Raw genomic sequence first — 14,819 nt, 5'->3', positions numbered from 1 at the left:
CTGGCGCGCGCTGCTGCTGTGGCGCGGCAGCCGGCCGCCTCCGCGCGCGCTGCTGTTCGCGCTCGCGCTCGCCGCCGCCGCGGGGGTGCGACTGGAGTTCGGGCACTTCTTCGGCCGCGAGCCGGGCGTGGCGGTACTGGTCCTGCTGCTCGGCCTCAAGCTGCTGGAGACGCGCGCGGCGCGTGACATCCGCGCCGGGGTGCTGCTGTCCCTGTTCCTGCAGCTCGCGATCTTCTTCGAGGATCAGTCCCTGCCGGTGGCCGTGCCGGTCCTCGCCGGCACCCTGCTCGCACTCGGCGCCCTGGTGGCGCTCGCCGACCCGGACGGTGGCGAGCGCGAGCGCCTGCGCACCGCGGCCACCCTGCTCGCCCAGGGCCTGCCCTTCATGCTCATCCTGTTCGTGCTCTTCCCGCGCATCCAGGGCCCGCTGTGGGGCCTGCCGGCCGACGCCTTCTCGGCGCGCACCGGGCTATCGGACACGATGCGACCGGGCTCGATCAGCGCCCTCGGACAATCCGACGAGATCGCCCTGCGCGCCGCCTTCGCCGGCGCGCCGCCACCACCCGCGCAGCGCTACTGGCGCGGCCCGGTGCTCACCCGCTTCGACGGCCGCGAGTGGCACGCCGAGGCAGCCGCCGAGTCCTTCGCACCCAGCTACACACCACAGGGCGAACGCATCGACTACCTGATCACCATCGAGCCGCACCTGCGCCGCTGGCTGCTCGCCCTCGAACACCCCGGGCCTGCGCAGCCGCCGATCCGCTACACCGGCGACCTGCGCGCGCTCGCCGCAGAGCCCCTGCGGGCGCGAGCGCGCTTCACGCTCGGCGCGTATCCGCACACGCCGGTCGGCATGGACGAGGCGCCCGCGGTGCTTGCCGCGGCCACCGCCCTGCCCGCGGAGAGCAACCCCCGCAGCCGCCGGCTCGCCGCCGAACTCGCCGTCGGTGCGCGCGACCACGCCGAGATCCTGGAGCGCGTGCTCGCCCGCCTGCGCGCCCTGCGCCTGGGCTATACGCTGCGTCCACCCATGCTCGGCCGCCACGCCGCCGACGAGTTCCTGTTCGACACCCGGCGCGGCTTCTGCGAGCACTTCGCCTCCGCCTTCGCCGTGCTGATGCGCGCCGCAGGCGTGCCGACGCGGATCGTCACCGGCTACCAGGGCGGCGACATCAACCCGATCGACGGTCAGCTCGTGGTTCGCCAGTCCGACGCCCACGCCTGGGCCGAAGTCTGGCTGCAGGGACGCGGCTGGTTGCGAGTCGACCCAACCGCCCTCGCCGCCCCCGAGCGCATCGATGGCGGGCTGGCCGCGGCGCTCGCCGACGCGGGCGAGCTACCGTTCATGCTGCGCGCCGACATGGCCTGGCTGCGCGGCCTGCGCCACCGCTGGGAGGCCGTCGCGAACCTGTGGAACCAGCACGTCCTTGGCTACAATCCCGAGCGTCAGCGCGAACTCCTCGCCCGCATCGGCCTCGGCACGGGCAGACTGGCGCCGCCCCTGGGGGCGCTCGTCGCCACAGCGGTGCTGTTGTTCGCCGCCCTCTATGCCTGGAGCCTGCGCCGCCCGCACGTGCGCGACCCGCTCACGTGCACCTGGGAACGCTTCTGCGCGAAGATGGCCGCCGCTGGCGCGGCCCGTCCGGCCTGGCAGGGACCGCAGGACTATGCGGACGAACTGGCCGCACGCTTCCCGGCGCATGCCTCGGAACTACGCGGCATCTGCATGCTCTATGCCCGCCTGCGCTACGGACCGCCCGCCCCGGAGGAGCAACTCCGGCTCCTGTACAACCGCATCGCCTCACTGCGCCTCGAATGATTCCGACCCCACCCCTCCCCGCCCGCCCTTCCTCGCCCCCGCGCCAGCCCCGCACGCTCGGCGGTCTCCTCGCTGCCCTCGTGATCGCGCTGGGCACGCCCGCGCACGCCTCTTACGCCGAGCGCGAGGACGTGCGCGCCTTCGCCGCAGAGATCGCCAGCCGCCATGCGCTCGACGCCGGCGAAATCGAGCGCGCGCTCGCGGGTGCCCGCCACGATCCCGAGGTGATCCGCCTGATCACCCCCCCCGCGCGCAAGGGCGCGCGATCGTGGCAGACCTATCGTGCGCGCTTCCTCGACCGCACCCGCATCGACGGCGGGATGCGTTTCTGGCACGAGCACGCCGATACCCTGGAACGCGCCGAGCGCGAGACCGGCGTCCCCGCCGAGGTCATCGTCGCGATCATCGGGGTGGAGACGATCTACGGGCGCAACACCGGCAACTTCGAGACCCTCTCCACGCTCGCCACGCTGGCCTTCGACTACCCGCCGCGCGCCGAACTCTTCCGCCGCGAACTCGAGGCCCTGTTCCTGCTCGCGCGCGAACAGGGACGCGACCCGGCGAGCTATTACGGCTCCTTCGCCGGCGCGCTCGGCTACCCGCAATTCCTGCCGAGCAGCATGCGCGCCTATGCGGTGGACTTCGACCGCAACGGCGCGATCGACTTCGAAGGTGATCCGGTGGACGCGATCGGCAGCGTGGCCAACTACCTGCGCGCGCATGGCTGGCAGGCAGGCGCACCGGTCGCAGAGCGCGCTCGCCTGTCGCCCGCGACCGATGCTGCCGGCCTGGTGGCGGCCGGCATCGAGCCGACGCTCGCGCCCGCGCTGCTCGCCGACAACGGCATCACCACCGCCGACGGCCGCCCTGTCGCCGCCGCGGCGACCCTGGTGGACCTGGAGACGCCGGGCGCCGACACCGAGTACTGGCTCGGCTACCGGAACTTCTACGTCATCACGCGCTACAATCGAAGCAGTTTCTACGCGATGTCGGTGTTCGAGCTCGCCGAGGCGCTGCGCCTGGGCCGGCTGGTGGAGGAAATCCGCGCCGAACGCCGCTGAAGGATCCGCCCATGCCCGCAAGCGCCCCGCCGTCGTCCTCCGACCCCTCCTCCCTCCGTCCGGCGCCGCTCGGCCTCGCCGACCTCGGCGGCGCGCTGCGTTTCGGCATCACGCAGTTCCGGGCCATTCCGCTCCTGAGCATGGCCTTCGCACTACTCTTCGTGGTGATCGGAGCCCTGCTCTTCGGCATTCTCGAGTTCGGCGCGATCGCGCCGATGAGCCTGTCGCTCGCCGGGGGCTTCATGCTCGTGGGTCCGGTACTGCTGGCCGGCTTCTTCGGTGTCTCCGACAAGCTGCGCAAGGGCCGCCAGCCGAGCTTCGGCGACATCTGGAGCGGTTTTCGGCAGATGCCGCGCGGCGGCTGGGTGGTGTCCTTCGTTTGCGGGCTGCTGTTCCTGATCTGGATCACCGACGCCGGCATCCTCTACGGCTTCATGGTGGGCCGCGAGCCGATCGGCTTCGTGCGCCTGCTGCGAATCGAGCAGGTCGTGATGGACTACGCCGGTTACAGCGCGATCATGGGTGGAGTGCTGGCCTTCATCCTGTTCGCCGTGTCGGCGTTCTCGATCCCGCTGATCTACGATGGCCGCGCGACGCTGGTGTCGGGCGTGGTGGCGAGCGTGCGTGCGGTGTTCGGTCGCTTCGGCGTGATGATGTGCTGGGCCTTCCTGCTCGCCGCGGTGATCATGGGCAGCGTTATGGCCCTGCCGCTGCTGCTGGTCAGCCTGCCGGTGATGGCCTACGCGAGCCGGGAACTCTACTTCCGCACCTTTCCCCCTGCCGCGCCCGCGACATGACGGGACTCCTGCGCGCACCTGCCGTTGTGCTTGCCTAGAGCAGCGCGTCGCGCGAGATTCCGCGCCGGCGCAGGATCCGGCGCAGTTGGCCCAGCGCCTCGAGCTGGATCTGGCGCACGCGCTCGCGGGTGAGTTCGAGGCGTTCGGCGAGTTCTTCGAGCGTGAGCAACTCGCACTCGTCGATGCCATAGCGGTGACGAATCACCATGCGCTGCTTGTCGTTGAGGATCGCGAGCCATTCGCGCACGAGTTGCTCGACTTCCGAGCACTGTATGCGAAGGTCGGCGGAGATGTGCTGCTCGTCCGCGAGCGACTCGCCGATCGACAAGGACGGGTCGATGTCGAGGGGTGCGTCGAGCGAGGCGGTGTGCTCGCCGAGCGCGAGGATGCTGCGCACCTCCTCGATCGTCTTGCCTAGCCGATTGGCGATCTGCTCGAGCGAGGACTCGCCGTTGCAATCGGCCTCGATGTGGCGCTGCGCGCGCAGGACCTGGTTGAGTTCCTTCACCACGTGGACGGGCAGGCGGATCGTGCGCGACTGGTTCATGATCGCACGCTCGATGTTCTGCCGAATCCACCACGTCGCGTAAGTCGAGAAGCGGAAGCCGCGCTCGGGGTCGAACTTCTCGAGCGCGTGCATGAGGCCGAGGTTGCCCTCCTCGACCAGATCGAGCAAGGGAATCCCGCGATTGAGGTAGTGCTTGGCGATATTGACGACCAGGCGCAGGTTGCGCTCGATCATCGTCTGCCGGGCATCGAAGTCGCCCATCCGCACGCGGCGGGCGATCACCAGCTCCTCCTCGGCGGTCAGCAGCGGATTGGCACCGATCTCGTTGAGGTAGAGCTGGGTGACGTCGCTGAAGAACTCGTTCTCGACAACCGGCGGCGCCTGGAACGAGAACACCTCCACCTCAGGGGGAAGATCCGGTTCCTGCTGACTTTCCAGTTCATCAAGATTGACCGGTTCTTCCATCCTCGCCCTCCTCAGCGCGCAGGCAGATACCCGGTCGGATCGACCGCCTTGCCCTGCTTGCGGATCTCGAAATGAAGCTTGGGCCGATCGGCTTCCGAACTGCCGAGCTCGGCGATCTTCTGGCCCTGTGCGACCTGGTCGTCTTCCTTGACCAGGAGCTTGTCGTTATGAGCATACACGGAGTTGTACTCCTGATTATGCTTGATCACGATCAATTTGCCATAACCCCGCAGGCCGCTGCCTGCGTAGACCACCTTGCCGGCCGCTGCCGCATACACCGGCTCGCCGACCGCGCCACCGATGTCGAGCCCCTTGTTGGAAGCCTCGTTGAAGCCGGCGATCACGCTGCCGGAGGCCGGCCAGCGCCATTGGCCGCTCATCGTCGAAGGCGGCGCCTCCGCCGCGGCGGGCGGCGGACTCTCGACCGCAGCGGGCTCGGTCACCGGCGCACGGCCGCCGACCGGCTCCCGCACGGTCGGGACCGTAGCGGAGCCGGTCGAAGGGATCGGCGTCGCGATGGCCCCCCCAGCCCCCGCGATCGCGCCCGTCGAGGCCGACGGCGACACGCGCAGGCTCTGGCCGACGTGGATCTGGTCGGGGTCGGTGATCCGGTTCCACGACACCAGATCGGGCAGGGTGACGCCATATTGGCGTGCGATGCCGAGCAGGGTGTCGCCCGGACGGACGGTGTGATAACCCGAGGCCGGCGCGACCGCAGCGGCCGGTGCGGGCGAAACCCCGCTACCGTCGCGCACCGGCGCCGTCCCCTGCGAGGCGCAGCCGGCAAGCAGCGCGGCGGCGACGAGGGCGATAAGATGAGAAGTGTTCTTGTGCATCCGAAAATACCGTGATTCAGTCAGTACCCGCGATCAGGGGAACGAAGCGCACCGCCTCGCACCAGGTCTCGCGGAAGGTATTGCCCTGGCGCTCGATCAGCAACAGGCGCTGCTCCGCTCCACCGACCGGAATGATCAGCCGCCCGCCCGAGGCGAGCTGCTCCTTCAATGCCGGCGGCAGCCCGACCGCCGCCGCGGCGACGACGATGCTGTCGAAGGGAGCGGCCTCGGGGAGACCAAGACTACCGTCGGCAAGTTTCAGCCGCACGTTGGGCAGGCGCAAGGGGCGCAGGTTCGCGCGCGCGCGATCGAGCAGGCCGCGGATGCGCTCTACGGCATAGACCTCGGTGGCGAGCAGCGACAGCACCGCAGCCTGATAACCGCAGCCCGCGCCGACCTCGAGCGTGCGCCCGAGCTCGCGCCCGTTGCGCAGCAGTTCGAGCATGCGCGCCACCACGAAGGGCTGCGAGATGGTCTGCTGGAAGCCGATCGGCAGCGGCGTGTCGTCGTAGGCGCTGAATGCCAGCCCCTCGTCCACGAAGGCGTGGCGAGGCACCGCCTGCATCGCCGCGAGCACGCGCTCGTCGCGGATGCCTTGGGCGCGCAGCCGCTCGACCATGCGCGCGCGTGCGCGCGAGGCCTGCCCCGGGTCGGATGCGCGCACGCTCACCGCTGCAACCAGTCGAAGACCGGAGCGATCAGGCCGGTATGGGTGAGGTCGATCTGCAGCGGCGTGACCGACACGAAGCCGTTGGCCACCGCATGGAAGTCGGTGCCTTCTCCCGCGTCGGCGGCACCGCCCGCGGCACCGACCCAATAGACCGTCTCGCCGCGCGGCGTCTCGCTGCGCACCACCGGCTCGGCCTTGTGGCGCTTGCCCAGGCGGGTGACGCGGATGCCTTGCAGGCGCTCGTAGGCGACATCGGGCACGTTGACGTTGAGCAGCACCGGACGCGGAAAGGGGTTGCGCATGAAGCGCTCGGCGAGGTCGCGAGCGACGCGTGCGGCGGCGGTGAAATCGGTGGCCGACTTGCTCACCAGTGAGACCGCGATCGAGGGCACGCCAAGCAGAAAGCCCTCGGTGGCGGCCGCGACCGTGCCCGAATACACCGTGTCGTCCCCCATGTTGGCGCCGTGATTGACACCGGAGACAACCATGTCGGGAAGGTGGTCGAGCATCCCGGTGACCGCGAGATGGACGCAGTCGGTGGGGGTGCCATTGACGTGATAGAAGCCGTTGGAGGTCTGGCGAAGCGAGAGCGGACGGTCGAGCGTCAGCGAGTTGCTCGCGCCGCTGCGGTCGCGCTCGGGAGCGACCACGGTCACCTGGCCGATCGTACCGAGCGCCTCGGCGAGCGCCGCGATGCCGGGGGCGAAGTAACCGTCGTCGTTGCTGACCAGGATGCGCATCTTGATTCCGTGCGGGTGGCTGCGAGGGATTGCAAGGGGCGCCGCGAACCGGCGGGAGCGGAGATATTAGCATGGCGTACCAGGCGGCACGCCTGGCGAACGGCACAAACAAAAAAACCGGCCTGGGCCGGTTAGTTTGATTGGTCGGGGCGGCGGGATTCGAACTCGCGACCCCTTGCACCCCATGCAAGTGCGCTACCAGGCTGCGCTACGCCCCGACACAAGCCGCCATTATAGCAGCGGTTTTCAGAAATACCAGTACTTTTGCTGCGCGATGATCAGCCTGCGAATCGTGCCGCGGATCAGGCGCGCAGTTCCTGCAGCGTGGCCGCAATCTCGGCGCGCAGTTGCCGCAGCGTGGACCTGCATTGCTCGAGTTCCACGCCGTTCTCCTGCTCCTGGATCGCCGACTCCCCAAGGCGGTTGCGCGCACCGGAGATGGTGAACCCCTCCTGATACAGCAGCTGGCGGATGCGCCGGATCAGCATGACCTCGTGGTGCTGGTAATAGCGCCGGTTGCCACCGCGCTTGACCGGTTTCAGCTGGGTGAACTCCTGCTCCCAGTAGCGCAGCACGTGCGGCTTCACGCAGCACAGCTCGCTCACCTCGCCGATCGTGAAATAGCGCTTCGCAGGAATCGGCGGCAGTTGCTCGCCACCGGTTTCAGGGCTGCTTGCTTGCATCGCTGAGTTGCTCCACCGCGGCCTTCAGTTTCTGGCTGGCATGGAAGGTGACCACGCGCCGGGCGGTGATCGGGATTTCCTCGCCGGTCTTGGGGTTGCGACCCGGACGCTGCGGCTTGTCGCGCAACTGGAAGTTGCCGAAGCCGGAGAGCTTGACGCTGTCGCCGCGCTCCAGCGCCGTCCGGATCTCCTCGAAGAAGCCCTCCACCATGTCCTTGGCTTCACGCTTGTTGAGCCCGACCTGCTCGAACAGCAGGTCGGCGAGCTCGGCCTTGGTGAGGGTCATGTCAGGCTCCCGCGCCTCGCAGGCGCGCACCCAGCACGGTTTCGGCATGCGTCACGAGCAGCGCGATGGCCGCATCCACTTCGGCGTCTTCGAGGGTGCGTCGAGTATCTTGCATCGATACCTTGAAGGCAAGGCTCTTCTTGTCATGATCGATGCCCTTGCCCTGGTAAAGGTCGAACAGCGCGATCTCGCGTACGAGCGCGGGTGCGGCCTCGCGCAGCACCTCGAGCACGCGCTCGACCGGAACCTCGTTGCCCACCACCAGCGCAAGATCGCGGCGCACCGCCTGCATGCGCGAGATCTCGGCATAGGCCGGCACGCGGGCGGCGAGCGCAGCATCGAGCGCAACCTCGAACACCACCGGCGCGGTGCCGAGCTCGTAGCGCTGCACCCACACCGGATGCAGTTCACCGAGCACGCCGATCATGTGCCCGTCCAGGCGCACGGCGGCCGCGCGCCCCGGATGCAGGGCGGGATGCGAGAGCGGGGCGAACTGCAGCTCGCGCGGCGCGAACAGCGCCTCGAGATCGCCCTTCACGTCGTAAAAGTCGACGCTGCGCGCGCGCTCGCCCCACTGCTCGGGCACCACCTGGCCGGCCGCCAGCGCGGCGATGTTCATCACCTGATGGAAGCCGCGCACCGGATCGCCATCGGCCTTGCGCTCGAACACGCGTGCCACCTCGAAAACGCGCACGCGGTCGATCTGGCGCTTGCGATTGGCGGCGAGCGTGCCGACCAGGCCCGGAATCAGGCTGGAGCGCATCACGCTGAGGTGGCTGGCGATCGGGTTGGCCAGGCGGATCGGGTTCTCGTTGGCGCAGAAGTCGCGCTCCCAGGCCTCCTCGACGAAGGCGAAGTTGACCACCTCCTGGTAGCCGCGCGCGGCGAGCAGGTGACGCAGCGCCCACACCGGGCGTCCGTTCTCGCTGCTCGGCAGCATCATCAGGCTGCCCTGCGGGGCGATCGCCGGGATGTTGTCGTAGCCGTGCAGGCGGGCGATCTCCTCGATCAGGTCTTCCTCGATCTCGATGTCGAAGCGCCACGACGGCGGCGTGACGAGGATGTCGTCACCTGTGCGCTCGACCTGCAGGTGGACGCGACGCAGCAGCGCGAGCATGTCCGCGTCGGCAAGCACGATGCCGAGCACGCGGCGCGCACGCGCCGGACGCAAACGCACCGGCGCGCGCGCGGGCAGCGCGTCGGTGGCGACGGCCTCGACCACCGGACCGGCCTCGCCGCCGCACAGCTCGATCACCAGACGGGTGGCACGCTCGAGGGCGCCGCGCGCAAGCTCCGGATCGACACCACGCTCGAAGCGGTGCGAGGCATCCGAGCCGAAACCGTAGGCGCGCGCGCGGCCCGCGATCGCATCGGGCGCGAAAAAGGCGCTCTCGAGGAAGACTTCGGTGGTGTCGAGGGTGATCCCGCTGTCCTCGCCGCCCATGATGCCCGCGAGCGCGAGCGCGCGCGCCTCGTCGGCGATCAGCAAGGTGTCCGCAGCCGGGGTCACCGTCTGCTCGTTGAGCAGCAGCACCTGCTCGCCCGCACGCGGCAGGCGCACATGGATGGCGCCCTGCAGCTTGGCGTTGTCGAAGGCATGCAGGGGCTGGCCGAGCTCGAGCATGACGTAGTTGGTGATGTCGACCAGCGCGCTGATCGAGCGGATGCCGCTGCGCACCAGGCGGCGCACCATCCAGTCGGGCGTCGCGGCGCGCGCGTCCACGCCGCGCAGGATGCGGCCGCAGTAACGCGGACAGGCTTGCGGCGCATCGAGCACGATGTCGCGGCGGGCCTCGATCGCGGGCGCGACCGGGTCGATCGCGAGCGGACGGAACTCGCCGCCGGTGATCGCCGCGACCTCGCGCGCCACGCCGGTCAGGCTCAGGCAGTCGGCGCGGTTGGGGGTCAGCTTGATGGTGAACAAGGTGTCGTCCAGGCCGAGGTAGGCGCGGATGTCGGTGCCCACCGGGGCATCCTCGGGCAGCGCGTAGAGGCCGGAGTGATCCTCGGAGAACCCGAGCTCGCGCGCAGAGCACAGCATGCCGAAGGACTCGACGCCGCGCAGCTTGGCCTTCTTGATCTCGAACTCGCCGGGCAGGACCGCGCCGACCACCGCGCATGGCACCTTCATGCCGGCGGCAGCGTTGGGCGCGCCGCAGACGATCTGCAGCAATTCGCCGGTGCCGGCGTCGACCTTGCACAGCTTGAGCTTGTCGGCGTTGGGGTGCTTCTCGGCCTCGACGATCTTCGCCACCACGACACCGCGGAAGGCGGGCGCGGCGGGTTCGGCCTCCTCGACCTCGAGGCCGGCCATGGTCAGCAGATGGCCGAGTCCGGCGCTGTCCAGTTGCGGATCGACGAAGGTCCGCAGCCACTGTTCTGAGAATTGCATGATTCGATTACCCGGATTGCGTGGTAGGGCGCAGCTTGTGCGAAGCCGCTCAGCGGAACTGGCCGAGGAAGCGCAGGTCGCCCTCGAAGAACAGGCGCAGGTCGTTCACGCCGTAGCGCAGCATGGTGAGGCGGTCCGGCCCCATGCCGAAGGCGAAGCCGGTGTAGCGCTCGGGGTCGATGCCGCCGAAGCGCAGCACGTTGGGGTGCACCACGCCGCAGCCGGCAATCTCCAGCCAGCGCCCCTCGAGCGCGCCGCTCATGAAGGCGACGTCGATCTCGGCCGAAGGCTCGGTAAAGGGGAAGAAGGACGGGCGGAAGCGCACCTGCAGGTCGTCGGTCTCGAAGAAGCGGCGCAGGAAGTCGGCGATCACGCCCTTGAGGTCGGCGAAGCTCACCGTCTCGCCCACCCACAGGCCCTCGACCTGGTGGAACATCGGCGAGTGGGTGGCATCGGAGTCCACGCGGAAGACACGGCCGGGCGCGATGATGCGCAGGTCGGGCATGGCATCGGCGTCACGGTGGCGCGCGACGTGGGCCTGCATGGCGCGGATCTGCACCGGGCTGGTGTGGGTGCGCAGCAGCACGTCGTCGTGGCCTTCGAGATAGAAGGTGTCGTGCATCGAGCGCGCCGGGTGGTTCTCGGGCGTGTTGAGCGCGGTGAAGTTGTGCCAGTCGGTCTCGATCTCGGGACCGTCGGCGACCACGAAGCCGATCGAGCCGAACAGGCGCTCGACGCGCTCGAGGGTGCGGCTCACCGGATGCAGTCCGCCCTGCACGCCACCGCGCCCGGGCAGGGTGACGTCGAGCGCCTCGGCGGCGAGCTGGGCGAGCAGCGCGGCTTCGCGCAGCGCGTTGCGGCGGCCTTCGAGCGCGGCCTCGATCGCGGTCTTGGCGGCGTTGATCGCGGCGCCCGCCTCGCGGCGCGCCTCGGGCTCGAGCTTGCCGAGCGCCTTCAGGCGCTCGGTGAGCGCGCCGGACTTGCCGAGGTAGCGCGCCTTGGCCTGTTCGAGCTGCGCGCCGTCGACCGCGGCGGCGAATTCGGCGGCGGCCTGTTGTACCAGTTGATCGAGCTGTTCCATGTCCCTGCCCTGGCGGAATGCAGTGTTGCGGGATGAGCGCTGCGGAGCGCACCGCTCATCGGGAATTCGGGGGAGTCCGGTCGCGGCGCCCGCCGGGCGCCGGGAATCCAGAAAAAAAAAGGAGGCCAGGCCTCCTTTTTTTTGGCTGCGCGCGATTACGCAGCGAGTTTGGCCCGGGCCTGCTCGGCAATCGCGGCGAACGCCGGCTTGTCGAACACGGCCAGATCGGCCAGCACCTTGCGGTCGATCTCGATCGCGGCCTTCTTGAGACCGTTCATGAACACGCTGTAGGTCAGGCCCAGCTCGCGCGCGGCGGCGTTGATACGCGCGATCCACAGGGTGCGGAACTGACGCTTGCGCTGACGACGGTCGCGGTAGGCGTACTGACCCGCCTTCATCACCGCCTGCTTGGCGATGCGATAGACGTTCTTGCGACGGCCACGGTAACCCTTGGCCTGGGAGAGGACTTTCTTGTGACGGGCGCGGGCGGTTACACCACGTTTGACTCGGGGCATTGCGGTCTCCTATCAGGCGTACGGAAGCATGGCGCGGATCAGCTTTTCATCTGCCGCATGCACTTCGGTCATGCCGCGCAGGTGACGCTTCACCTTCGTCGTCTTCTTGGTCAGGATGTGGCGCTTGAACGCCTGGGACCGCTTGATCCCGCCGCTGGAGCGGACCTTGAAGCGCTTCTTCGCTCCGCTCTTGGTCTTCATCTTGGGCATTGCTGAGACTCCATGTTTTTGGATGACACCAGGTAGCACCGAAAAGCCCGGCGCGTTTTGTTACCCGGCACCACTTGTTTTCCGCCGGAGGGAAATTCCTTCCCGCGGTCTCGCCCCTCGCGAGGCGATTTCTTCGGGAAGAAGCTCAGTGCTTCTTCTTCGGCGCGATGATCATGATCATCTGGCGCCCTTCCATCTTGGGCATCTGCTCGACCTGGCCGAGTTCCTCGAGGTCCGCCTTCACGCGCTCGAGCTGGCGCAGGCCGAACTCCTGGTGCGCCATCTCGCGGCCGCGGAAGCGCAAGGTCACCTTGCACTTGTCGCCTTCTTCCAGGAAGCGCTTGAGGTTGCGCAGCTTGATCTGGTAGTCGTTCTCGTCGGTGCCGGGGCGGAGCTTGACCTCCTTGACCTGCACCTGCTTCTGCTTGAGTCGGGCTTCGTGGGCCTTCTTCTGTTCCTGATACTTGAACTTGCCGAAATCCATCAGCTTGCACACGGGCGGCACGGCCATCGGTGCGATTTCGACCAGATCCAGCCCGGCCTCTTCGGCCATGCTGAGGGATGCGTTCAGGGAGACGATACCGAGCTGCTCGCCCTCCTCGCCGACCAGCCGGACCTCAGGCGCAGTGATCTCCCGATTTACGCGCTGCTTTTTTTCTTGTGCGATGGTTCAACTCTCCACGAAAACCAATATCAGACCGATCCGGCTTTCGCTTCAACTTCGCGAAGCCAGCGTTCGATCAGCGAATCGAGGGACATTTGGCCAAGATCCTGGCCACCCCGGGCACGTACGGCCACCAGGCCTGCCGCCTTCTCCTTCTCGCCGATGACGATCTGGTACGGCAGCTTCTGCACGCTATGTTCGCGAATTTTATAGTTAATCTTCTCGTTGCGCAAATCCGCCTCGACGCGGAAGCCGGCCTTCTTCAGCCTCGCCACCGCCTCTTCGGCATATTCGGCCTGGCCCTCGGAGATGTTCATCACCACCGCCTGCACCGGGGCGAGCCACAGCGGCATGGCGCCGGCGTGATGCTCGATCAGGATGCCGATGAAGCGCTCCAGCGAACCGAGGATGGCGCGATGCAGCATCACCGGGATCTTCTTGGTGTTGTCCTCGTCGACATACTCGGCACCGAGGCGCACCGGCAGATTGAAGTCGAGCTGCAGCGTGCCGCACTGCCACACGCGGCCCAGGCAATCCTTCAGCGAGAACTCGATCTTGGGTCCGTAGAAGGCGCCCTCGCCCGGCTGCAGCTCGTACTGCAGACCCTGCGCGTCGAGCGCGGCGGCAAGCGCGGCCTCGGCGGCATCCCACTGCTCGTCGGTACCGACGCGCTTCTCGGGGCGGGTCGACAGCTTCACCTGCACGTCGGTGAAGCCGAAGTCCTGATACACCTGCTGCAGCAGGCGGATGAACTCGGCGGATTCGGCCTGCACCTGGCTCTCGGTACAGAAGATGTGCGCGTCGTCCTGCACGAAGTTGCGCACGCGCATGATGCCGTGCAGCGAGCCGGAAGGTTCGTTGCGGTGGCAGGAGCCGAACTCGGCCATGCGCAGCGGCAGGTCACGGTAGCTCTTGAGGCCCTGGTTGAAGATCTGGATGTGGCAGGGGCAGTTCATCGGCTTGACCGCGTAGTCGCGCTTCTCGGACTGCGTGGTGAACATCAGGTCGGAGTACATGCCCCAGTGACCGGACTTCTCCCACAGCGAGCGGTCGACGATCTGCGGCGTCTTCACTTCCTGGTAGCCATGCTCGCCGATCGTGCGGCGCAGGTACTGCTCGACCTGCTGCCACAGCGTCCAGCCCTTGGCGTGCCAGAACACCATGCCGGGCGCCTCGTCCTGGATGTGGAAGAGGTCGAGCTGGCGGCCGAGCTTGCGGTGGTCGCGCTTCTCGGCCTCCTCGATCATGTGCAGGTAGGCGTCGAGCTCGTCCTTCTTCGTCCACGCCGTGCCATACACGCGCTGCAGCATCTCGTTCTTCGAGTCGCCGCGCCAGTACGCACCGGCCAGCTTCATCAGCTTGAAGACCTTGAGCTTGCCGGTCGAGGGCACGTGCGGGCCGCGGCACAGGTCGATGAAGTCTCCCTGACGGTACAGCGACACGTCCTCGCCCGCCGGGATCGAGGCGATGATCTCGGCCTTGTAGTGCTCGCCGATGCCCTTGAAGAAGTCCACCGCCTTGTCGCGCGGCCACACCTCGCGATGCACGGGGATCTCGCGCTTGGCGATCTCGGCCATGCGCTGCTCGATGGCCTGCAGGTCCTCGGGGGTGAAGGGACGCTTGTACGAGAAGTCGTAGTAGAAGCCGTTGTCGATCACCGGCCCGATCGTCACCTGGGCGTCGGGGAAGAGCTCCTTCACCGCGTGCGCGAGCAGGTGGGCCGTGGAGTGGCGGATGATCTCGAGGCCCTCGGCGTTCTTGTCGGTCACGATGGCCAGATCGGCGTCGGCCTCGAATCGGTGCGAGAGATCGACCAGCTTCCCGTCGGTGCGACCGGCGATCGCCGCCTTGGCGAGACCGGCACCGATCGAAGCCGCAACCTCGGCGACGGTCACCGGGTGATCGAAGCTGCGCACGGAACCGTCGGGAAGCGTGATGTTGGGCATGGCTGTAGCCTCGGGCTGTTGTCGCCCCGCGAGGCGCAGGACGTACAGGGGAAATCGGGAAAAACGTGGACGAAAAAAAAGCGCGGTTTGGGCGCGCTTTTTTCTCTTAGCAGACAAGCGGAGCCGACCTGTTCAGTTTCCGGCCT

Annotated in this window: 15 protein-coding genes and 1 tRNA gene; 3 read left to right on the top strand and 13 right to left on the bottom strand. The window is 68.0% G+C overall.

Going from position 1 to position 14,819, the window contains the following annotated elements:
- The 3 genes from C665_RS02285 to C665_RS02275 all read left to right on the top strand — a co-directional run.
- Positions 1 to 1,819: transglutaminase TgpA family protein (locus C665_RS02285; RefSeq protein WP_004299112.1), on the top strand; the 1,819-nt coding region annotated here is incomplete at its 5' end.
- Entirely contained in the window at positions 1,816 to 2,880 is a 1,065-nt protein-coding gene (gene mltB / locus C665_RS02280) for a lytic murein transglycosylase B (protein ID WP_051021663.1), read from the top strand. The genes C665_RS02285 and mltB, both read left to right, overlap by 4 nt.
- An 11-nt stretch (positions 2,881 to 2,891) precedes the next feature.
- Positions 2,892 to 3,677 (top strand): DUF2189 domain-containing protein, encoded by a 786-nt coding sequence (locus C665_RS02275; RefSeq protein ID WP_004299109.1) that lies wholly within the window; start codon positions 2,892 to 2,894, stop codon positions 3,675 to 3,677.
- Positions 3,678 to 3,711: 34 nt separating this feature from the next.
- Here the strand turns inward: C665_RS02275 and rpoS are convergent, their stop codons facing one another.
- The 13 genes from rpoS to thrS form a co-directional block, all read right to left on the bottom strand.
- Complete coding sequence (rpoS, locus tag C665_RS02270) at positions 3,712 to 4,650, bottom strand: RNA polymerase sigma factor RpoS (RefSeq protein WP_012585785.1); 939 nt, start codon at positions 4,648 to 4,650, stop codon at positions 3,712 to 3,714.
- Positions 4,651 to 4,661: 11 nt separating this feature from the next.
- Positions 4,662 to 5,486 (bottom strand): peptidoglycan DD-metalloendopeptidase family protein, encoded by an 825-nt coding sequence (locus tag C665_RS02265; protein WP_004299104.1) that lies wholly within the window; start codon positions 5,484 to 5,486, stop codon positions 4,662 to 4,664.
- A 16-nt stretch (positions 5,487 to 5,502) separates the two neighbouring features.
- On the bottom strand, positions 5,503 to 6,156 hold the full coding sequence (locus C665_RS02260; RefSeq protein ID WP_004299102.1) for a protein-L-isoaspartate(D-aspartate) O-methyltransferase: 654 nt from the start codon (positions 6,154 to 6,156) through the stop codon (positions 5,503 to 5,505).
- The gene (gene surE, locus C665_RS02255; protein ID WP_004299100.1) at positions 6,153 to 6,896 is read right to left on the bottom strand and encodes a 5'/3'-nucleotidase SurE; all 744 of its coding nucleotides are present in this window, start codon (positions 6,894 to 6,896) and stop codon (positions 6,153 to 6,155) included. The genes C665_RS02260 and surE overlap by 4 nt, the downstream gene beginning before the upstream one ends.
- 141 nt (positions 6,897 to 7,037) lie before the next feature.
- Positions 7,038 to 7,114 (bottom strand) — tRNA-Pro (locus C665_RS02250).
- An 84-nt stretch (positions 7,115 to 7,198) separates the two neighbouring features.
- A complete protein-coding gene (locus C665_RS02245) occupies positions 7,199 to 7,579 on the bottom strand; it encodes a MerR family transcriptional regulator (RefSeq protein WP_004299098.1) in 381 nt (126 codons plus the stop codon).
- Positions 7,560 to 7,865 carry an integration host factor subunit alpha gene (locus tag C665_RS02240; RefSeq protein ID WP_004299096.1) on the bottom strand — a complete coding sequence of 102 codons (306 nt, stop codon included), beginning with the start codon at positions 7,863 to 7,865 and terminating at the stop codon, positions 7,560 to 7,562. The genes C665_RS02245 and C665_RS02240 overlap by 20 nt, the downstream gene beginning before the upstream one ends.
- A gap of 1 nt (position 7,866) precedes the next feature.
- Positions 7,867 to 10,257 carry a phenylalanine--tRNA ligase subunit beta gene (gene pheT / locus C665_RS02235; protein WP_004299094.1) on the bottom strand — a complete coding sequence of 797 codons (2,391 nt, stop codon included), beginning with the start codon at positions 10,255 to 10,257 and terminating at the stop codon, positions 7,867 to 7,869.
- 49 nt (positions 10,258 to 10,306) lie between these two features.
- Complete coding sequence (gene pheS / locus C665_RS02230) at positions 10,307 to 11,338, bottom strand: phenylalanine--tRNA ligase subunit alpha (RefSeq protein WP_004299092.1); 1,032 nt, start codon at positions 11,336 to 11,338, stop codon at positions 10,307 to 10,309.
- 155 nt (positions 11,339 to 11,493) lie between these two features.
- Positions 11,494 to 11,853, bottom strand: coding sequence for a 50S ribosomal protein L20 (rplT, locus tag C665_RS02225; protein ID WP_004299089.1), 360 nt, complete (start codon positions 11,851 to 11,853; stop codon positions 11,494 to 11,496).
- Positions 11,854 to 11,865: 12 nt separating this feature from the next.
- Complete coding sequence (rpmI, locus tag C665_RS02220; protein WP_004299086.1) at positions 11,866 to 12,063, bottom strand: 50S ribosomal protein L35; 198 nt, start codon at positions 12,061 to 12,063, stop codon at positions 11,866 to 11,868.
- Between the two features lie 145 nt (positions 12,064 to 12,208).
- The gene (gene infC / locus C665_RS02215) at positions 12,209 to 12,730 is read right to left on the bottom strand and encodes a translation initiation factor IF-3 (protein WP_082047932.1); all 522 of its coding nucleotides are present in this window, start codon (positions 12,728 to 12,730) and stop codon (positions 12,209 to 12,211) included.
- A gap of 26 nt (positions 12,731 to 12,756) precedes the next feature.
- Complete coding sequence (thrS, locus tag C665_RS02210; RefSeq protein WP_004299082.1) at positions 12,757 to 14,673, bottom strand: threonine--tRNA ligase; 1,917 nt, start codon at positions 14,671 to 14,673, stop codon at positions 12,757 to 12,759.
- Positions 14,674 to 14,819: the final 146 nt, after the last annotated feature.

Origin of the sequence: Thauera aminoaromatica S2 (assembly GCF_000310185.1) — a bacterium.
Taxonomy (GTDB): domain Bacteria; phylum Pseudomonadota; class Gammaproteobacteria; order Burkholderiales; family Rhodocyclaceae; genus Thauera; species Thauera aminoaromatica.
This window is presented reverse-complemented; position numbering and strand designations above follow the sequence as displayed.